We start from the raw sequence: 18404 nt of genomic DNA, 5'->3' as shown, positions 1-18404 counted from the left end.
ATCGTGATCACACCGGCCACACGGGTTTACATCGGTATCCCGCGCCCCATAGGGTGAGCGGGAAGAAACACCTGCGGGGGAGAGTTGAAAATGGCCGATATGCCCGACGTGCGGTTCCTGACCGTCGCCGAAGTCGCCGACATCATGCGCGTCTCGAAGATGACGGTCTACCGCCTCGTGCACTCCGGCGAGCTCCCTGCCGTGCGATTCGGCCGCAGCTATCGCGTACCCGAAAGTGCGGTGACGCAGGTCGTTCAGCTGCCGGACGACGAGCACGGCGCACAGGCCGGCTGAGGCGCTCCCTGGCGGCTGTCAGGCCGCGCGCGGGGCATGCGATAGGATGCTCCGAGGCACTTTTTCTGCCGTGCCCGTTTCCGGACGCCGGCACATGTACGTGCCAGGCTTCCGACCCCGAGACATAGCGAGGTTCCCATGGGATCTGTGATCAAGAAGCGACGTAAGCGCATGGCGAAGAAGAAGCACCGCAAGCTGCTTCGCAAGACCCGCCACCAGCGTCGCAACAAGAAGTAAGCGCCGCACCCGGAAACGCCGGCTCCGTTCCACGGGGCCGGCGTTTGCTGTGCCCGGAGTGCATTCGGGTGCTCGTGCACAACGACGCCAATTCTTCATCGGCCTGACGGGCACCCGCGTGATTCCGGGGGTGCGGTGGGGCGCGGCTGCAGAACTGGCGTCGTTGTGTATGGATGAGGCTCGACGCTCAGCGTTCAGCGGGCAGCGCGAGCGTGACGACGAAGCCGTCGTCAACGTTGTCTGCGCCCACGGCGCCGCCGTGCGCTTCGACGATGCCGCGGACGATCGCGAGGCCGAGCCCGGCGCCGGGCTCGTCGCGGGATCCCTCGGCGCGCCACCCGACGTCGAACAGTCGCCCGAGATCCTCGCTCGCGACGCCGGATCCGTGGTCCATGACGCTGAGGACGAGGTTTCCGGAGCCGTCGGCGTCCGGATCTTCGGAGAATGTCGGTTTTGCCGGATCCGCACCGCCGGTTCGATCCGTCGGATGAGCGATCGTCCGGCGGATCGGATCCCGTCGCTCCGCGTCGATGAGGATCTCCGACCCCTCGGGCGCGTGGCGCACCGCGTTCGCGAGGAGGTTTCCGATCGCGCGGGTGAGCTCGCGCGGATCCGCCCAGAGCATGTGCCCGTCGATGCGGGCGGGCACGATCCGCACGCCGCGGTCTTCCGCCTGCGCCTGCACATCCACCACGGCGTCGGACACGAGATCGAGCAGCGACACGAGTTCGCGTTGCAGGACGAGCGTGCCGGTCTCGAGGCGCGAGAGCTGGAAGAGATCGTCGACCATGCGATCGAGCGCGTCGACGCGGGCGCGGATGACGCGCGCCGAGGCGGCCGGATCCGACGTCACGCCGTCGTCAATCGCCTCGGCCGTCGCGCGGATCCCCGCGAGCGGCGTCCGCAGATCGTGTGAGATCCACGCGAAGAACTGCCGCCGAGCGTCGTCGAGCTTCGCGATCTCGGCGCGGGCGGCCGCGAGCTTCTCGCTCGTCTCCGCCAGCTGGGCGGACACGTCGTCGAACTCTCGCCATCCGGGGTGCTCGGCGTCGACGACGGCACCTTCGCCGAGCTGCCGCGCCGAGGCGATGAGGGCGGCCGTCGACGCGCGCGCCGTCCGCCTCGCGAGAAACCACGCGGCGGCGATGCTCACGATCGCCGAGACCCCGACGACCCAGAGGAACACGGTGAGGTCGTGCGGCGACACATACATCTCGCCCATGATCGCCACCGTCGAGACGACGACGCCACCGACGGCGCCCGCGACGACGATCGTGAACTGTGAGGCGATCGAGCGGCGCCGATTCCAGCGGAGCAGAAGCAACGTGACGCCCGCCACGCCGGTCGTGCACACGAGCGCGGTGGCGACGATCAGGGCGATGTCCCAGCCGCCCAGCATCATGACGTCGATGGCGCATCCCCCTCCGGCGTGAAGCGGTAGCCGCGACCCCACTCCGTGCGCAGATACTCGGGGAAGCGCGGGTCCTCCTCGATTTTTTCGCGGAGTCGCCGCACATGCACCGTCACGGTGGACGCGTCGCCGACGCTCCATCCCCACACGGCGCGCAGAAGCTCGTCGCGCGTGAACACGCGATTCGGGTGTCGCGCGAGGTGCAGCAGCAGCTCGTACTCGCGCGATGTCAGAGCGATCTCGCGTCCGGCGATCCACGCACGCCGGTGTGCGGGTTCCACGCGAAAACGTCCGGTCTGGAATACCGAGACGGGATCGGCCGCCTGCCGGCGCCTCAGGAGCGCTCGCACCCGGAGCAGCAGCTCGCGCATCGCGAAGGGCTTCGAGAGGTAGTCGTCGGCGCCGAACTCGAGGCCCTCGATGCGCCGTTCCACGCCGCCGAGTGCTGTGAGCATGAGGATCGGCACATTGGATCCCGAACGAACGTCGCGGCAGAGTTCGTCTCCGCTGATCCCGGGCAGCATGCGGTCGACGACGAGGAGATCGGGCACGCCATCTGCGAGGGCGGCGCGCGCCGAGATCCCATCGCTGTGGAGCGAGACCACGAGGCCGGCATCGCGGAGGTAATCGCCCACGATGGCGCGCACGGTGGGATCGTCCTCGACGACCATGACCCGCGGTGCGCTGTCCATGGTCCCGACGATAGGCCTTCGAGCCGAGGCGGACACCGACCCTTACGTCCTTGAAACCTCTCGCCCGCGCGGCGAGGCGGGGTGGTTGCGTCGGAGGAGAGGTCGCGAATGGCGCGACCAGAACCCAGGAGAGAGCCATGCGCAGAACACCGATCACAGCAAGCGCCCTCGTCGGGCTCGCCCTCGTCCTCGCCGGCTGCGGCACAGGTGCGGGATCGGGCGACGAGGAGGAGCCGATGGACGAAACACCCATGGAGCAGCCGATGGAGTCGGACGCGCCGATGGACGAGGAGATGGACTCCGAGGCCCCCATGGACGACTGCGAGACCGAGGCGCCCAAGGACGATGCGGACGAGTCGATGTCGGACGAGTCGATGGACGAGGAATCGATGTCGGACGACGAGATGGCCGAGCAGCCGATGGCCGAGTGCGCGATGTGACGTGGGACCTCCCTGCACAACGACGCCAATTCTGGTGCCGCTTCGCGGACGAGCCGCGTGATTCCGCGGGATCCGATCCGGCCCCGCGCAGAATTGGCGTCGTTGTGCATCCGCGCGGGCGGGACCAAGGGGTCGCTCGTGCGCGAGAATGGATCCATGCAGGAGATCACGGTCGCCGAACTGTCGGCGCGCACGGACACCCCGCTCATCGACGTGCGTGAGGAAGGCGAGTTCGCCGCGGGCCGTGTGCCCGGCGCGGTCAACATCCCTCTCTCACAGCTGGGGGAGCGGCTCGGCGAGCTGCCCCACGAGTTCGACGTCATCTGCAAGGTCGGTGGGCGCTCGGCCCAGGTCGTCGCCGCCCTCGAACCTCGCGGCTACGACGCCACGAATGTCGTCGGCGGAACCGATGCGTGGATCGACGCGGGCTACGAGGTCGAGCGGTGACGCAGCTCACCCTCATCGGCAAGCCCGACTGCCACCTCTGCGATGTCGCGCGCGAGGTCATCGACCAGACGCTCGCCGAGCTGCCCGATCCCGTCGCCGATCGCGTCGAGGTGACCGAGCTGTCGATCGTCGACGATCCGCAGCTGTACGAGAAGTGGTGGGAGAAGATCCCCGTCGTCCTCATCGACGGCGAACTGCACGGACACTGGCGCGTCTCGCGGGATCGGCTGTCGCAGGCGCTCGGCGGTCGGTGACCGCTGGTAGCGTCACCGCCATGATGATCTCGGAAGAGGTGGGCACGAATCCACTCATTCCCGCGGCGTACGACATCGCGTGGAGCGGGATGGTTCTGCTCGTCGCAGCCGTCGCGATCACCGCGCTCGTGTCGATCGGGCGGGCGCGCGGGGCAGACCGCGACCGCCGCGCGCTCTGGGCGATCGCCGTGATCGTTCTTCCCGTGCTCGGCTCGATCCTCTGGTTCGTTTCCGACACGCGACGCGATGCCCGTGCACGTCGGGCGGACGCGCACATTTCGTCTTCGTAAGGATCATCCGGCGGCGTGAGGCCGCGTCGTAGCCTCAGGGCATGGAGAAGCGGATCTCGAGGGCCGCCGCCGCGTGGGCGGGAATGGCGTCCGCAATCGCCGGCGCGGGGCTCGGCGAGCTCGTAGCCGCGCTGGTGGCGCCGCGTTCGAGCCCGTTCGCCGGCATCGGATCCGCTCTCATCGACCTCGCGCCGACGTGGGCGAAGGACCTCGCGATCGAGCTCTTCGGCACGGCAGACAAGATCGCTCTCCTCGTGCTGATCGGAGCGGTCCTCCTCGGCGTGGCCGCGATCGCGGGGCAGATCCAGCGGATCCGCCCGCCGTGGGGATCCGTCGTGGCGGGCGCCCTCGGCCTGGTCGGCATTGCCGCCGTCCTCACACGTGCGAATCCCGACGCGCTTGCGATTCTCCCCTCGGCCATCGCCGGCGGGGTCGGCGCGGCGGGCGTCTGGCTTCTGGTGCGGCGCCGCGAGTCCGAGCAGGCCGAGGGGCTGTCGAGGCGGGGATTTCTCTTCGCGAGCGGCGCAGCCGCCGTCGTCGGCGCCGCGGCCGCCGTCTGGTCGAGCGTCGGGACCGCGACCGATCGCGCGGTCCAGGCGATCCGTGCCGCGATCCGATTGCCGGCAGCCGGTGTCGGCGCGAGCGTTCCCGAGGGCGCGGAGCTCGGCATCGACGGGCTCGCCCCCGTCATCACGCCGAACCGTGACTTCTACCGCATCGACACGGCGCTCGTCGTGCCCGAGATCGACCCCGCGCAGTGGAGCCTGCGGATCCACGGCCTCGTCGAGCGCGAGGTGACGCTCACCTGGGACGAGATGCTCGCGCTCCCGCTCGAAGAGTCGGTCACGACCCTCGCCTGCGTGTCGAATACGGTCGGCGGCGGGCTCATCGGCAACGCGGTCTGGCTCGGCTACCCGATCCGCCACCTGCTGGCCGAGGCCGGGCCGCTGCCCGATGCAGACATGGTGCTGTCGCGGTCGCACGACGGCTTCTCGGCCGGCACGCCCCTCGAGACGCTGACCGACGACCGCAACGCGATTCTCGCCGTCGGCATGAACGGCGAGCCGCTGCCGTTCGCGCACGGCTTCCCTGTGCGGATGGTGGTGCCGGGGCTCTATGGCTACGTCTCGGCGACGAAGTGGGTCGTCGATCTCGAAGTGACGCGCTTCGATCAGGCACGCGCGTACTGGACGGACCGCGGCTGGTCGGAGCGAGGACCCGTTAAATTGCAGTCCCGCATCGACGTGCCGCGCGGCACCGAGGTGCCGTCGGGCGAGACGGTGGTCGCCGGGGTCGCGTGGCAGCAGCACGTCGGAGTCGCGGGGGTCGAGGTGTCGGTCGACGGCGGATCGTGGCAGCGCGCACAGCTCGCATCGGCCATCTCGGACGACACATGGGTGCAGTGGAGTCTGCCCGTCGCCCTCGCGCCCGGGGAACACACCCTCACCTGCCGAGCCCTGAGCCGCCAAGGTGAGACGCAGACATCCGACACCGCGCCGCCGGCGCCTGACGGTGCAACCGGCCACCACACCGTGCGCGTGACGGCGGCGTGAGCCGCGCCATCGCGTCGACCTCCCGTCGGGATCCGAATCGATCCGTACGATGACAGGATCCCCTGATCCGCAAAGGAGCGCACATGATCCGCCATATCGTGATGTTCGACGTCGATGCCGACACCGCCGAGGACCGCAACGCCAAGATCACGGAGGCGGCGGTGCAGCTCGAGAAGCTCGTCGGCGTCGTCCCCGGTCTGCGCTCGATGATCGTCGGAGCGAACGCCGTCGACATCGACGGCAACTACGACTTCGCGCTCGTCGCCGACTTCGACGACGCCGACGCGCTCGCCGTGTACGCAACTCACCCCGCCCACGTCGCCGTGTCGAAGTTCATCGGCACGTTCAAGTCGCGTCGGGCGGCCATCGACATCGAGCTGTAGGCGGCGAAGTCGATCCGCCGGAGATTCGCCCGTTCTTCGGATCCGGATCGCACATCCGATCCGACACATGGGCGAATCTCCGGCGGACGGGCGCGTGCTCATGCGGCGAGATGGAGCCCGCGCGCGATCGCGCCGAGGATGAGGTCCTGCACGACGTGCCATTCGTGCATGAGCTGCCAGTAGGTGATCCGGATCGGGTGATACCCGGCCAGGCGCAGCCGCGCATCGTGCGCGTTGTCGCTCGTGCGCTGGGCATCGACGTGGTGCCCGCCATCGACCTGGATCACGAGGCGATCGCCGACGAGCAGGTCGACGCGGTGGCCGAGCAGCCAGACCTGACGGCGGAGGGGGAGCCGCAGCCACTTCAGGCGGTTGAAGAGGATCGTCTCTGTGCCCTCGTCGGCGAAGGGCCGGGCCTCGTCGAGGATCCGGCGCGCCTTCGGGCCGAGCGGCAGCGTGCGAATCGTGTCCAGCGCGATCGCCTCGCGTCGGATCGCGGATTCCCAGATCGTCAGCGCCTCCTCGTGCGGCTGGCACTCGGCCACGATCGCGAGCGTGTTCTCGATGGGATCCACGAGGGCGCCGGGCTGGCGCGGTATGAGCGGCTGGAACCAGTGCACGCGCGCGGTCGTCGTCGCGCGTGGCTTCCCGTTCGGCGCGACCGCGACGTGCACCTGCGGGGCGCCGACATCCCAGAGTCCATGCCGCTTGGCGGCTGTGACGCAGGACAGGACGACACCCGCCATCGCGGCCCGCCGCAGTAGCGGATCCGCATCCGGCAGGGCGATCCAGCCCTTGGCCGGGCGCTCGACCCGACCGTCGTGCACCGCGCGTGTGATCTGTGAGGGCGTCGCACCGGCGTCGACCAGGAATCGCGTCCGCGCGATGCCGCCCGCCCGGAGGAGCTCGTTCTCGATGTGCATGGACAGCACGATGCCGAGATCCGCGGCGACGCGTGCGTCACAGGCCCCGGATCCTCAGATAACTCCACGAGTTCGGCGCCTGTGGACACGCTGACCCCCACGTCGCCCCCAACAGGGCCGACCGGAACGCCGGAGAATCGTCGGATCTACGGACCAGAATTCCCCACCGGATCCGAAGGATGGGCGAATCTCCGGCGAAACGCGAAGCGCCCCCGCGGATCGGATCCGCGGGGGCGCTCATGCGACGGGGCCTACTCGTTTTCGTCGGGCTCGTAGTCGACGCCGGCCTCGGCGCGCTGCTCCGGAGTGATGGGCGCGGGGGCTGCCGTCAGCGGGTCGAAGCCGTTGCCGGTCTTCGGGAACGCGATGACCTCACGGATCGAGTCGGCCTTCGTGAGCAGCTGCAGCACGCGGTCCCAGCCCAGCGCGATGCCGCCGTGGGGCGGGGCGCCGAACTTGAACGCCTCGAGCAGGAAGCCGAACTTCTCCTGCGCGGCCTCCTCGTCGATTCCCATGACCGCGAAGACGCGCTTCTGGATGTCCTCGCGGTGGATGCGGATCGAGCCGCCGCCCAGTTCGACGCCGTTGCAGACGATGTCGTATGCGTAGGCGAGCGCCGATCCGGGATCGGTGTCGAAGGTGTCCTCGAACTCGGGCTTCGGGCCCGTGAAGGCGTGGTGCACGGCCGTCCAGGCGCCGCCCCCGACGGCGACGTCGCCCGAAGCGACAGCGTCGGCCGTCGACTCGAACATCGGGGCGTCGACGACCCAGACGAAGGCGAACTCGTCGTCGTTCAGCTGGCCGGTCTGCTTCGCGACCTCGACGCGCGCGGCGCCGAGCAGCGCGCGCGCCTCGCCCGTCTTGCCCGCGGCGAAGAACACAGCATCGCCGATCTTCGCGCCCGTGGCATCTGCGAGACCGTCGCGCTCGGCGTCGGACAGGTTCTTCGCGACGGGGCCGCCGAGCGTGCCGTCCTCGAGGAACGTGACGTACGCGAGGCCCTTCGCGCCGCGCGACTTCGCCCAGTCCTGCCAGGCGTCGAACTGGCGGCGGGGGAGCGAGGCGCCCCCGGGCATGACGACGGATCCGACGTACTCCTGCTGGAACACGCGGAACGGGGTGTCGGCGAAGTACTCCGCGAGCTCGACGATCGCGTTGCCGAAGCGCAGATCGGGCTTGTCGGATCCGTACAGCCGCATAGCGTCGGCGTACGTGATCCGGTCGATCGGCAGGGGGATCTCGACGTCGATGAGCTTCCACAGCTCGGACACGATCTGCTCGCCGAGCGCGATCACGTCCTCCTGGTCGACGAAGCTCATCTCGATGTCGAGCTGCGTGAACTCGGGCTGGCGGTCGGCGCGGAAGTCCTCGTCGCGGTAGCTGCGGGCCAGCTGGTAGTAGCGCTCGATCCCGCCGACCATGAGGAGCTGCTTGAACAGCTGCGGCGACTGGGGAAGGGCATACCAGGACCCGGGGCTGAGGCGTGCGGGGACGACGAAGTCGCGGGCTCCCTCGGGGGTCGAGCGCGTGAGCGTCGGCGTCTCGACCTCGACGAACTCCTGCTGGTCGAGCACGCGCCGAGCCGTCTGGTTCGCCTTCGAGCGCAGGCGCATCGCCTTCGCCGGGAACGGGCGGCGCAGATCGAGGTAGCGGTGCGCGAGGCGCGCCTCCTCGCCGACCGTCTCCTGTCCATCGAGGGCGGTCGACACCTGGAAGGGAAGCGGCGCCGACTCGTTGAGCACCTCGACCTCGGTCGCGATGACCTCGATGTCGCCCGTCGGCAGGTTGTCGTTCGCGTTGCCCTCGGGGCGGCCGGAGACCTCGCCCGTCACGCGGAGGACGAACTCGTTGCGCAGCGGGTGCGCCACCTCTTCGTCGCGGATGACCACCTGCGAGATGCCCGAGGCATCGCGCAGATCGATGAAGGCGACTCCTCCGTGATCGCGGCGACGATCGACCCACCCCGTGAGGGTGACGGTCTGACCGATGTGCTCGGCTCGCAGTGAGCCGGCCGTGTGTGTGCGCAGCACGGAGGATCCTCCTGATTGTGTTGGTCTGACGGAGACAATCCTATTCGTCGCCGCCTGAGTGCGCGGACGCGGTCGGAGCCCTCCGCGCGACGTCGCACATCCGGTTCGATGCCGGCGTTACCGGTCAAGCGCCGCGAGCGCGGCGTGGGCGCGTTTCTGCGCGGCGATCACGCGTGTCTCATCGACACGGTGGGTCCACCATTCGCTGTCGGACGAGCGCACGGCCGCCGACACAGCGGCGAGATCCGCGATCAGCGCGCGCCTCGCCCGCGCGAGCTCGTCTGCGCTCGCGCTCTGCGGGAGTGCCTCCGCGTCGATCGCGGCCGCCTCGAGTCGGATCGTCGCGGCCTTCGCGTGACGGCGGAGATGGCCATTGCGGATGACGAACGCGGCGGCGAGTCCGGCGAGGACGCCGATGACCGTGTCGAGCAGGCGGTCGCGGATCAGCTCGTCGGTCGGCAGGACCGTTCCGAACTGGCTCATGAGGAGCGCCATCGGCGTGACGAACACCTGGCCGACGAGGTAGTTGCGGGGGACGAACAATTCAGCGAGGGAGTTGAGCACGAGGATCATCGCCACCGCGAGCAGCGGGTCGAGGTGCGCGGCGGGCGCGAGCGCGGCGAACAGGCCGACTCCGAGGACGGTGCCGAGCGCGCGTGGAGGTGCTTTTCGCCAGGTGAGCAGAAGATTCGGCTGGATGATCACGGCGGCAGAGGTGATCGCCCAGAAGGGGCGGCCGACGCCCAGCGCGTAGGAGATGAGCGCCGCAGCCAGACAACCGATGAGCACGCGCCAGAAGAACGGCATCGAGGGAGAGGACGGGCGGAACGCGGCGAGGACAGGATGTCGGTCGGTGAAGCCCCTTCTCGCGTCGTGGTCGAGGTGGATGCCGCGCACCTGCGCGCGCTCGGCGTCACTGAGGGGCGGCGCGGGGACCCCCGTGCGGGAGTGCTCGATCTTCCGCGCATGAGCGCGTGCTCGCGCGGGGTCGCTCGAAGAGGGATCCACGAGGATCCGCTCCGCGGCGACGATGTGCGCCTCGAGGGCCGCATGCTCGTCTGTGCGCGCCCGCGCAAGCGACATGGTGCGCCATGCGGCAGCGATCGCGGCGGCGAGCCTCTCTCGGGCAGCGGACGACGAAGGATCCTCGCCCAGCGACGCGGTCGCGAGCACCGCCGTCGCAACGGCCCGCCGCTCGGGGCCGTGCGGCCGCGCGAGGCGCGGGAGCATGACGACGAACCACGAGACGGATCCGGCGGCGAGCACGAGCCCCGCATGCAGAGGCACGTCGGGCCAGTCCTGGTCGGTGAAGGCGAGAGCGGTGACGAGGAAGATCGGGATGACGGCCGGAGGCGGGCCGACGTTCGACGCCTCGTGAGCCACCTTGATGACGGCGGCCAGCAGCACGGCGACGCCGATCGAGACGCCGACGCTGCCGACGGCGGCGGTCGCCAACGCGATCGCACACCCCAGCGAGAGGAGCCCCACGAAACCCGCCATCGTCCGAGCTCGCTGACGGTAGGGAAGGCCGTGTGTGTAGAGAGCGGTCATGGATCCCGCCATCGTGTACGCGCCGAGATCGACGCGGTCGAGGGCGGCGAGGACGCCCATCGAGATGACGGCGGAGACGACGAGCGCCGCGGCCCGCAGGTACCAGGCGTCGCGCGGAAGGCGCACGCTGCGCAGCGATGGCCGGATGCTGAACTGCGCCCGCACGCGCGGCAGCGTACGGGTCGGGAGGTGCTCGTCGGGCGGGGTCACTCTCCGAGCGTATTCCGGCGGACCGGCCGCGAAATGGGTGGCTCCTCCGGACGAGGCACTGTCAGCCGCAGACGGGCTCGGCCGCGGTGCGGGCGGCCGCGTCGATCGTGTCGACGTCCTCGGCAGCCTCCTGGGGCTCCGTCGATCCCCGGTCGTTGCCATCCGGGTCCTCGGCGGGAGCGCGGTCGGCGTCATCCGTCGGATCCTCCGCGGAAGACCCCTCGTCATCGCTCGCCGCTTCCTCGGCGAGAGCGCCCTCGGCGTCGCCCGCGAAGACGATCGGCTCGTCGTTCTCCAGCGCGCTCCACACGATCTCCGCGTCGGCGGATGCCTCGACGCGATTCGGATCGCTCGCCGCCGGCTGCCACGGCATCGTGAGGAAGGTGATGTTCTCGTCCGGCACCGCATGCAGGCGCAGCGCGAGGCTCGCGAGCTTCGTCACCGACGACAGCCCCGCGTCGACGGTCAGTGACGAGGTGACGGCGTCGACCAGGCCGTACACGCGCGTCGGCGACGAGAGTACCTCGTTGGCGGTGGCCCGCTGCACGATCGCAGACATGACCATCTGCTGGTTCTCGAGTCGCGAGATGTCGCTGCCGTCGCCGATCACGTATCGCACGCGGGCGAGCGCCAGGGCGTCTTCACCGCCGAGCGTCTGCCGGCCGGCGGGCAGGTCGATGAGCGCATGCCCGTCGGAGATCGGCTCGGCAAGGCACACCTCGATTCCGCCGACGGCGTTGACGACGGTGGCGAAGCCGTCGAAGTTCATCGCGATCACGTGGTCGATGTCGACGCCCGTCAGAGCCTCGACCGCCTCGACGGAACACCCCTCGCCGTAGTTGTACGGCGTATTGATCATGCCGACGCCGCCCGCGAAAGCGCCGAAGCCGCGATCGACGCACGCCGGCAGATCCAGGATCGTGTCGCGAGGGATCTGCACGGCTTCGATGCGCTCGTTGTCCTCGGCGATGTGGACGAGCATCATCGAATCGCTGCGGCGGGTGCCGTCGTCCTCGCCGAAGCGGCCGTCGCCCGCGTCGCGTCCATCGGATCCGAGCACGAGGATGTTCACGGCGGCGCCGTCCATGCCGATGCCGGCCGCGGCGCCCGTACCGATGTCCTCGTGCGGCTGGAGCTGCACGACCGTGAGATTGCTGTTCAGCTTCGTCACGCCGATCCCCAGGGCGAGCGCGGCGGCGGTGAGGATCGCGAGAATTGCGAGCAGGACCACTCGCCGTCGACGCACGCGAGCAAGGTCGGTCGACGAGTGGCGCGGCATCGAGAGCAGGGGAGCGGTCACCTGCCCACTCCACTCGCGCGGCCGGAATCGGTTCAAGCCGACGGCGAAGTTCACCGAGAATCCCCAGGCTGCGAGCAGGGGAGTCCGCCGTGTGGGGGCATCCCGCGGCCGGTAGTGTCGTGGCGGCGCGACAGCGCCCTCCGACGGAAGCGAGACCCATGAGCGAGAACGCCACTGCCGCGCGAGCAGCGCACAGCCCGATCAACGTGCTGCGCGGATTCCTCATCGGGATGGCGGAGCTGGTGCCCGGCGTCTCCGGGGGCACCGTCGCTCTCGTGACGGGGGTCTACGAGCGGGCGCTGCACGCCGCCGGCGCCCTCGGCGGAGCCTGCAAGGCGCTCGTCGTCGGTCCGGATCGTCTCTCGGGGTTCCGGAGCCGTCTGCGAGAGGTCGACTGGTGGCTCATCGGACCGCTGCTCATCGGGATGGCGGCGGCGGTGCTGTTCGCCGCCGGCATCGTCAAAGATCTCGTCACCGCCCACCCGGAGAACGCCCGGGGACTGTTCTTCGGGCTCGTCGCGGCGAGCCTCATCGTGCCGTTCCAGCTGCTTCCGAAGCGCACGAACCTGGCGGTCGACATCGCCTCCTTCCTGATTCCCGCGGTCGTGGCCTTCTTCCTCGTCGGCTTCGCGAGCAACTCGTCGATCGACGAGCCGAACCTCGTCTTCGTCTTCCTCGCCGCGGCGGTCGCGGTGTGCGCCCTCGTCGTTCCGGGAGTCTCGGGATCCTTCTTCCTGCTGGCGGTGGGCCTCTACTCGCCGACGCTGCAGGCCGTTGACGACCGCGCGCTCGGCTACATCGCGGTCTTCGCGGCGGGCGCGATCCTCGGCCTGCTCACGGTCGTCCGCGTGATCCGTGTGCTGCTCGAGCGGCACCGCCGCATGACGCTCCTCGTCATGGCCGGCCTCATGCTCGGATCCCTGCGTGCACTCTGGCCGTGGCAGGGCGGCGCGGGCAGCGAGGACGGGCACGGGGCTCTCGTCGCGCCGACGGATCCGCTCGGTCCGATCCTGTTCGCCATTGGCGGTGCGGTCGTCGTGCTCGCCTTGATCGTCGTCGAGCGCGCGGCGATCCGGCGCCGGAGCTGACGCCGCGCCGTTACACCGCTCCGAGATCGATCCCGGACGCCGCCGGCTCCGCGTAGGCGATCTCGCTGAAGCCGGTCGGGCCGGTGCCGGAGCGCGAGAAGCTCGTCACGCTCGAGAGGGCGCACCGCCGCCGCGCGGGGGAGTGCGCGAGCTTCTCGCCCGCGACGGCGAGATGCGCGAGCCAGATGGGGGCCTGGTGGGACACGATGACGACGTCGCCGCCGTCGGCTGTGTCCCACGCGTCCTGCATCGCCGCGACGACGCGCGCTGCCGTGTCGGCGAACGGCTCTCCCCAGCTGGGGCGCGCCGGGTTCACGAGCAGGCGCCAATTGAGCGGATTGAGCACGGCGCGCTTCATCCGCTTGCCTGCGAACGCGTTCCAGGGCTCGATCACGCGCTCGTCGGCCTGCGGTTCGAGCCCGAACGTCGTCGCGAACGGCTCGGCCGACTCTCGCGTGCGCTGCAGCGGCGAGCAGATGAGCCGCGTGACGGGGCGCCCGAGGTCAGCGACGTGCGCCGCGGCGGCGCGCGCCATCTCGCGCCCTGCCTCGCTCAGGCCGAAGCCGGGGATCCGCTCGTAGAGCACGTGATCGGGGTTGTGGACCTCCCCGTGGCGGACGAGGTACAGGCGCTCGGCGGGCATGGGGCCACTCTATCCGCGTGCACGACGACGCCAATTCTGGGTCCGTCGGGGTGACACGCCGCCATCGCAGACGTCTCCGCACAGAATTGGCGTCGCCCGGTAGGCGTGCGGTGCGTACGCTCGAACTGTGACCTCTCGCCGCCCGTTCCCCTGGATCCTCGCCGCCGTACTCGACGTCGTGCTCATCGTCGCGTTCGCGGCGATCGGCATGGTGAATCACGAGGGCGGCTTCACGGTGCCGGGCCTCGTGGGCGTCGCGTGGCCGTTCCTCGTGGGCGCCGGGGTCGGATGGATCGTCTGCCTCGCGTGGCGCGTCCCCGCCGCCCCGCTGCGCGTCGGCCTCCCCGTCTGGATCCTGGCGGTCGCGCTCGGCATGGGCCTCCGCGTCGTGACCGGAGGAGGCTTCGCGGTGTCGTTCCTCCTCGTCACGGCCGTCGTCCTCGCGGCGTTCCTTGTCGGCTGGCGCGCGATCGCGGCGCTCGTCGCGCGGATCCGCGACCGGCGTCGCTGAGGCACCCCGGTTCCGGTGGCACTCAGCCTCCTCTTACTACAACGCGTAGAATTCCTCAGGTGCCCCTGAAGACCCCGCTCCGGCGCATCGGATCCGTTCTCGCGGTCCTCGCGCTCGCCGCCACCGCCGCCGCGTGCTCGAATGACCCCGTGGCAGAGCAGTATCTCGACGGCGACAACAAGGGCTACATCGCGGGAGATTTCCGCGTCGACCCCATCCCCGCGGAGGATCGCGGCGAGCCCGTCGAGTGGGCCGGCGAGACCGAGCACGGCGAGCCGCTCTCGAGCGAGGACACGGCCGGGAAGGTCACGGTCGTCAACTTCTGGTACGCCTCGTGCGGCCCGTGCATCGTCGAGGCTCCCGACCTCGAGCAGGTCTGGCAGGAGTACCAGGACGACGACGTCGCGTTCGTCGGCGTCAACATCTACGACCAGGCCGACACTGCCCGTTCGTTCGCGAAGGACAACGGCGTGACGTACCCGAGCATCGTCGACGTGAACACCGGATCCGTGAAGCTGGCCTTCGCCGACGCCACGCCGATCCAGGCGACGCCGACGACTCTCGTGCTCGATCGCGAGGGGCGCGTCGCCGCGCGCATCATCGGACAGCTCGAGGGGGCGTCGATCCTCTCGACGCTCGTCGGCGAGACCCTCGACGAGGCCGCGTGAGCGTCGAACAGCTCGTCGGCGGAGGCGCGCTCTGGATCGCCCTTCCGATCGCCCTCGCGGCGGGGCTGCTGTCGTTCCTCTCGCCCTGCGTTCTCCCGCTCGTGCCGGGGTATCTCGGGTTCATCTCGGGCACCGTGACGTCGCGTTCGGATCAGGGCGGATCCGCGACGCGTGGGCGCCTGGTGGGCGGTGTGCTGCTGTTCATCGCGGGATTCACGGTCGTCTTCATGGCGGTCAACGTCTTCAGCGGCAGCCTCGGGATGTTCTTCCTCCAGTACCAGGACGTCATCACGCGTGTCCTCGGCGCCGTCGTCATCGTCATGGGCCTCGTCTTCCTCGGGCTGTTCCGCCCGATGCAGCGCACCATGAAGCCGAACATGAACGGCGATCTCGGCCTCGTCGGAGCCCCGCTGCTCGGGCTCGCCCTCGGCATCGGGTGGGCCCCGTGCATCGGGCCGACTCTCGCCGTGATCATGAGCCTGTCGTGGAACACGGGTGATCCGTGGCGCGCGGGGCTGCTGGGCCTCGTCTACTCCCTGGGGCTCGGGATCCCGTTCCTCATCGCGGCGCTCGGCCTCGGCTGGGCGACGCGTTCGCTCGCATTTCTGCGCCAGCACGTGCGCATTGTCAACATCATCGGCGGATCCCTGCTGATTCTCCTCGGCCTGCTGATGGTGTCGGGCATCTGGACCATGATCATGTCGCGACTGCAGGGGGTGATCGGCGGTGTCGAACTCCCGCTCTGATCTCACGCGGAACTCGGCCGCGGATCCGCGCCGCCCCGACGACCACTTCGACGCGCGCCCGCAGTCGGCCGCGCCGGTGAACCAGCCAAAGCTCGGATTCGTCGGGTGGCTGCGCTGGGCCTGGCGTCAGCTGACGAGCATGCGGACGGCGCTCGTCCTGCTGCTCCTGCTGGCGATCGCCGCGATCCCGGGATCGATCTTCCCGCAGCGCATGGCGAACCCGAACGGCGTCACGCAGTGGGAACGAGACAATCCCGACCTGTTCCCGATCGTCGACGCCCTGCAGCTGTTCGACGTCTACTCCTCGGCGTGGTTCTCGGCGATCTACCTGCTGCTGTTCGTCTCGCTCATCGGCTGCATCCTGCCGCGGACGAAGCATCATCTCGCGGCGCTGAAGGCGCGCCCGCCCCGCACCCCCGCCCGCTTGAGCCGTCTCGCCGACTTCCGCTCGCAGACTCTCGCCGCGGAACCCGCGAAGGCCATCGACGCGGCGGAGAAGCGGCTGAAGAAGCAGGGGTATCGCGTCGAGCGATACGACGCGGGCGGAACCCTCTCGGTCTCGGCCGAACGCGGCTATCTGCGCGAGACGGGAAATCTCCTGTTCCACGCTTCGCTCGTCGGGATCCTCGTGGCCGTGGGCCTCGGCGGACAGTTCGCCTACACGGGGCAGAGCGTCATCATCGAGGGCACGACCTTCGTCAACTCGCTGCTGAACTACTCGTCCATGAACAAGGGGCGCCTCGTCCCCGACGACGCGCTCGCCCCCTACTCGATGACGCTCGACTCTTTCGACGTGTCGTATGTGCCCTACGGGCAGAACGGGGCGGGGCAGGCGGGCGACTTCTCGGCGAACGTCACGGTCCGCGAACCGGATGGATCCGCCGAAGAAGGGGCCGTGCGCGTCAACCACCCGCTGCGGGTGCACGGCGACGCCATCTACCTGCTCGGCAACGGCTACGCGCCCACGATCACGGTGCGCGATGCCGATGGCGAGGTGGTCTTCCGCGATTCCGTGCCGTTCCTGCCGCAGGACGACAACCTCACCTCGGCGGGCGTCGTCAAGGTGCCGGACGGACTCGAAGAGCAGCTCGGCCTCGTCGGCTTCTTCTATCCGACCCAGGCCGAGCTCAGCACGGGGGCGATGACGTCGGCCTACGCCGATCTGTACAATCCCGTTCTCTCGCTGCGCGCCTATGTGGGCGATCTCGGCATCGATGACGGCACCCCCCGATCGGTCTACACGCTCGAAGCCGACGGGATGGAGGAGATCGCGGGAGGCGACGCCGAGGCGGAGTCCCTCGAACTCTCGCCGGGGCAGACGGTCGAGTTGCCGGGCGGGCGCGGATCCGTCACCTTCGAGGACGAGACGCCGAGCGATGCCGACATCGACGAGGTCGGCTACACCGAGTCGGTCAAGCGATTCGCGTCGCTGCAGGTGCATCACGACGCCTCGACGGGCTGGGTGCTCACCTTCGCGATCCTGCTCGTCGGCGGACTCATCACGGCGCTCCTCGTGCCGCGCCGCCGGCTGTGGGTGAAGGTCACGCCGGAGGGCGACGACGGCGCGCGCGTCGAGTACGCGGGCCTCGCGCGCGGCGAGGATCCGGCGATCCGTCGCGCTGTGGACGAGCTCGCCGAGCAGCACGAGAAGGACCTCCGCGGCTGACGCCGCCATTGACCCCACGAGAACCAGAACCGAGAATCGAGCCCATGCCCTCTGCCGACGCACTCATGTACGACACGTGGTCCGTCATCGCCCTGTGGACGGCGATCTCCGTCTACGCGCTGGCGTTCATCTGCTATGCCGTCGACCTGGCGAAGCGGTCGGAAGCTTCGATCCGCCAGAAGGACCGCCAGGCGCAGCTGGTCGGCGCCGGGGGCAGCGCGGCGCCCGCCGAGCTCGACGCGGACGGCCCCGTTCCGCACGGGAAAAACGTCATGGCGCGTATCGGCACGACCCTGACGGGAATCGCCTTCCTGCTTCACCTGGGGGCCACCGTGCTGCGCGGTATCGGCGCGGGTCGCGTGCCGTGGTCGAACATGTACGAGTTCGCGATGACCTCGACGCTGCTGTTCACGGCCGTGTACATCGGGGTGCTGTTCTGGAAGGACCTGCGCTATCTCGGCGCGTTCATGACGGGGCTCGTCACGATCCTGCTCGGGGCCGCGTCGATGCCGACGATCTACACCTCGATCACGCCGCTCATGGATCCCCTCAAGTCGACGTGGCTCGTGATCCATGTCTTCGTCGCCTCGCTCTCGACGGCGTTCCTCGCGCTCGCCTTCGCGCTCAGCGTTCTTCAACTGATGCAGGCGCGCCGCGAGCGTCGTGCGGTCGACGATCCCGAGCAGGCCGAGAAGCGGAGCGTGCTGCGCACGATGCCGTCGGCGGAGGCGCTCGAGGGGCTCGCGTACCGCTTCGCGATCATCGGCTTCATCTTCTGGACCTTCACGCTCATCGCCGGATCCATCTGGGCGCAGGATGCGTGGGGCCGGTACTGGGGCTTCGACACGAAGGAAGTCTGGACCTTCATCATCTGGGTGCTCTACGCGGGGTACATCCACGCTCGCGCGACGCGCGGATGGCGCGGCACCCGCTCGGCCTGGTTGTCGATCGTCGGCTTCATCGCCGTGATCTTCAACTTCACCATCGTGAACATGTTCTTCGAGGGGCTCCACGCCTACAGCGGCATCGACTGATCCGCGCCTGCTTCGACGGCCCTCTCCCGACAC

Annotated in this window: 21 protein-coding genes; 14 read left to right on the top strand and 7 right to left on the bottom strand. The window is 69.4% G+C overall.

All coding sequences use genetic code 11. The features are described from left to right. Positions 1-90: 90 nt before the first annotated feature. Together C0012_RS13450 and C0012_RS13445 are read left to right on the top strand one after the other, a co-directional pair. Positions 91-294 carry a helix-turn-helix domain-containing protein gene (locus C0012_RS13450; RefSeq protein ID WP_111467113.1) on the top strand — a complete coding sequence of 68 codons (204 nt, stop codon included), beginning with the start codon at positions 91-93 and terminating at the stop codon, positions 292-294. Between the two features lie 138 nt (positions 295-432). Continuing rightward, entirely contained in the window at positions 433-531 is a 99-nt protein-coding gene (locus C0012_RS13445; protein ID WP_003792170.1) for a 30S ribosomal protein bS22, read from the top strand. A gap of 187 nt (positions 532-718) precedes the next feature. Here the strand turns inward: C0012_RS13445 and C0012_RS13440 are convergent, their stop codons facing one another. Together C0012_RS13440 and C0012_RS13435 are read right to left on the bottom strand one after the other, a co-directional pair. Continuing rightward, positions 719-1933: a sensor histidine kinase gene (locus tag C0012_RS13440; RefSeq protein ID WP_198411147.1), complete on the bottom strand. Its 1215-nt coding sequence runs from the start codon at positions 1931-1933 to the stop codon at positions 719-721. Beyond that, on the bottom strand, positions 1930-2634 hold the full coding sequence (locus tag C0012_RS13435) for a response regulator transcription factor (protein ID WP_232527935.1): 705 nt from the start codon (positions 2632-2634) through the stop codon (positions 1930-1932). Before C0012_RS13435 ends, C0012_RS13440 begins: the two co-directional genes overlap by 4 nt. Before the next feature lie 137 nt (positions 2635-2771). Between C0012_RS13435 and C0012_RS13430 the strand changes: the two genes are divergently transcribed. From C0012_RS13430 to C0012_RS13405, 6 genes are all read left to right on the top strand, one after another. Then, the gene (locus C0012_RS13430; protein WP_111467111.1) at positions 2772-3074 is read left to right on the top strand and encodes a hypothetical protein; all 303 of its coding nucleotides are present in this window, start codon (positions 2772-2774) and stop codon (positions 3072-3074) included. Between the two features lie 156 nt (positions 3075-3230). Next, complete coding sequence (locus C0012_RS13425) at positions 3231-3521, top strand: rhodanese-like domain-containing protein (RefSeq protein ID WP_111467110.1); 291 nt, start codon at positions 3231-3233, stop codon at positions 3519-3521. Continuing rightward, positions 3518-3775, top strand: a complete 258-nt coding sequence (locus C0012_RS13420; protein ID WP_111467109.1) for a glutaredoxin family protein — start codon at positions 3518-3520, stop codon at positions 3773-3775. Before C0012_RS13425 ends, C0012_RS13420 begins: the two co-directional genes overlap by 4 nt. Before the next feature lie 20 nt (positions 3776-3795). After that, positions 3796-4065 carry a PLDc N-terminal domain-containing protein gene (locus C0012_RS13415; RefSeq protein ID WP_232527934.1) on the top strand — a complete coding sequence of 90 codons (270 nt, stop codon included), beginning with the start codon at positions 3796-3798 and terminating at the stop codon, positions 4063-4065. Positions 4066-4106: 41 nt separating this feature from the next. Further along, complete coding sequence (locus C0012_RS13410; protein WP_111467108.1) at positions 4107-5618, top strand: molybdopterin-dependent oxidoreductase; 1512 nt, start codon at positions 4107-4109, stop codon at positions 5616-5618. Between the two features lie 83 nt (positions 5619-5701). After that, positions 5702-6001: a Dabb family protein gene (locus tag C0012_RS13405; protein WP_111467107.1), complete on the top strand. Its 300-nt coding sequence runs from the start codon at positions 5702-5704 to the stop codon at positions 5999-6001. A 98-nt stretch (positions 6002-6099) separates the two neighbouring features. Here the strand turns inward: C0012_RS13405 and C0012_RS13400 are convergent, their stop codons facing one another. The 4 genes from C0012_RS13400 to C0012_RS13385 all read right to left on the bottom strand — a co-directional run bounded on the left by C0012_RS13400 (position 6100) and on the right by C0012_RS13385 (position 12015). Next, a complete protein-coding gene (locus C0012_RS13400; RefSeq protein WP_111467106.1) occupies positions 6100-6924 on the bottom strand; it encodes a type IV toxin-antitoxin system AbiEi family antitoxin domain-containing protein in 825 nt (274 codons plus the stop codon). A gap of 251 nt (positions 6925-7175) precedes the next feature. Further along, positions 7176-8954, bottom strand: a complete 1779-nt coding sequence (gene aspS / locus C0012_RS13395) for an aspartate--tRNA ligase (protein WP_111467105.1) — start codon at positions 8952-8954, stop codon at positions 7176-7178. A gap of 117 nt (positions 8955-9071) precedes the next feature. Continuing rightward, positions 9072-10715: an FUSC family protein gene (locus C0012_RS13390; protein ID WP_162622951.1), complete on the bottom strand. Its 1644-nt coding sequence runs from the start codon at positions 10713-10715 to the stop codon at positions 9072-9074. 61 nt (positions 10716-10776) lie between these two features. Beyond that, the gene (locus tag C0012_RS13385; RefSeq protein WP_162622950.1) at positions 10777-12015 is read right to left on the bottom strand and encodes an LCP family protein; all 1239 of its coding nucleotides are present in this window, start codon (positions 12013-12015) and stop codon (positions 10777-10779) included. 158 nt (positions 12016-12173) lie between these two features. Between C0012_RS13385 and C0012_RS13380 the strand changes: the two genes are divergently transcribed. Beyond that, on the top strand, positions 12174-13103 hold the full coding sequence (locus C0012_RS13380; protein ID WP_111467102.1) for a DUF368 domain-containing protein: 930 nt from the start codon (positions 12174-12176) through the stop codon (positions 13101-13103). Positions 13104-13113: 10 nt separating this feature from the next. Here the strand turns inward: C0012_RS13380 and C0012_RS13375 are convergent, their stop codons facing one another. Then, positions 13114-13746, bottom strand: a complete 633-nt coding sequence (locus C0012_RS13375) for a histidine phosphatase family protein (RefSeq protein ID WP_111467101.1) — start codon at positions 13744-13746, stop codon at positions 13114-13116. Between the two features lie 127 nt (positions 13747-13873). On the opposite strand from C0012_RS13375, the gene C0012_RS13370 reads away from it, so the two are divergent. Genes C0012_RS13370 through ccsB form a run of 5 tightly spaced genes read left to right on the top strand, consistent with a single transcriptional unit; the run spans position 13874 to position 18371 of the window. Then, positions 13874-14257: a DUF3054 domain-containing protein gene (locus C0012_RS13370; RefSeq protein ID WP_232527933.1), complete on the top strand. Its 384-nt coding sequence runs from the start codon at positions 13874-13876 to the stop codon at positions 14255-14257. 59 nt (positions 14258-14316) lie between these two features. Further along, the gene (locus C0012_RS13365) at positions 14317-14925 is read left to right on the top strand and encodes a TlpA family protein disulfide reductase (protein ID WP_232527932.1); all 609 of its coding nucleotides are present in this window, start codon (positions 14317-14319) and stop codon (positions 14923-14925) included. Then, a complete protein-coding gene (locus C0012_RS13360) occupies positions 14922-15671 on the top strand; it encodes a cytochrome c biogenesis CcdA family protein (protein ID WP_111467100.1) in 750 nt (249 codons plus the stop codon). The genes C0012_RS13365 and C0012_RS13360 overlap by 4 nt, the downstream gene beginning before the upstream one ends. Then, the gene (gene resB, locus C0012_RS13355) at positions 15652-17337 is read left to right on the top strand and encodes a cytochrome c biogenesis protein ResB (protein WP_111467099.1); all 1686 of its coding nucleotides are present in this window, start codon (positions 15652-15654) and stop codon (positions 17335-17337) included. Before C0012_RS13360 ends, resB begins: the two co-directional genes overlap by 20 nt. 44 nt (positions 17338-17381) lie before the next feature. Further along, positions 17382-18371 (top strand): c-type cytochrome biogenesis protein CcsB, encoded by a 990-nt coding sequence (gene ccsB / locus C0012_RS13350; protein ID WP_111467098.1) that lies wholly within the window; start codon positions 17382-17384, stop codon positions 18369-18371. The last annotated feature ends 33 nt before the right edge of the window (positions 18372-18404 follow it).

It is taken from the genome of Microbacterium suaedae, from assembly GCF_003254645.1.
Taxonomy (GTDB): Bacteria; Actinomycetota; Actinomycetes; order Actinomycetales; family Microbacteriaceae; genus Microbacterium; species Microbacterium suaedae.
Note: the sequence above shows the minus strand (reverse complement) of the source record. Positions and strands in the feature narration are given on the sequence as shown.

Bases quoted from the DNA above. Each gene is read 5' to 3' on its own strand.
- C0012_RS13425 (WP_111467110.1), top strand. From the start codon at position 3,231: ATGCAGGAGATCACGGTCGCCGAACTGTCGGCGCGCACGGACACCCCG.
- C0012_RS13410 (WP_111467108.1), top strand. From the start codon at position 4,107: ATGGAGAAGCGGATCTCGAGGGCCGCCGCCGCGTGGGCGGGAATGGCG.
- C0012_RS13415 (WP_232527934.1), top strand. From the start codon at position 3,796: ATGATGATCTCGGAAGAGGTGGGCACGAATCCACTCATTCCCGCGGCG.
- C0012_RS13445 (WP_003792170.1), top strand. From the start codon at position 433: ATGGGATCTGTGATCAAGAAGCGACGTAAGCGCATGGCGAAGAAGAAG.
- C0012_RS13405 (WP_111467107.1), top strand. From the start codon at position 5,702: ATGATCCGCCATATCGTGATGTTCGACGTCGATGCCGACACCGCCGAG.
- C0012_RS13400 (WP_111467106.1), bottom strand. From the start codon at position 6,924: ATGCACATCGAGAACGAGCTCCTCCGGGCGGGCGGCATCGCGCGGACG.
- C0012_RS13450 (WP_111467113.1), top strand. From the start codon at position 91: ATGGCCGATATGCCCGACGTGCGGTTCCTGACCGTCGCCGAAGTCGCC.
- C0012_RS13375 (WP_111467101.1), bottom strand. From the start codon at position 13,746: ATGCCCGCCGAGCGCCTGTACCTCGTCCGCCACGGGGAGGTCCACAAC.
- C0012_RS13380 (WP_111467102.1), top strand. From the start codon at position 12,174: ATGAGCGAGAACGCCACTGCCGCGCGAGCAGCGCACAGCCCGATCAAC.
- C0012_RS13430 (WP_111467111.1), top strand. From the start codon at position 2,772: ATGCGCAGAACACCGATCACAGCAAGCGCCCTCGTCGGGCTCGCCCTC.
- C0012_RS13435 (WP_232527935.1), bottom strand. From the start codon at position 2,634: ATGGACAGCGCACCGCGGGTCATGGTCGTCGAGGACGATCCCACCGTG.
- C0012_RS13440 (WP_198411147.1), bottom strand. From the start codon at position 1,933: ATGATGCTGGGCGGCTGGGACATCGCCCTGATCGTCGCCACCGCGCTC.
- ccsB (WP_111467098.1), top strand. From the start codon at position 17,382: ATGCCCTCTGCCGACGCACTCATGTACGACACGTGGTCCGTCATCGCC.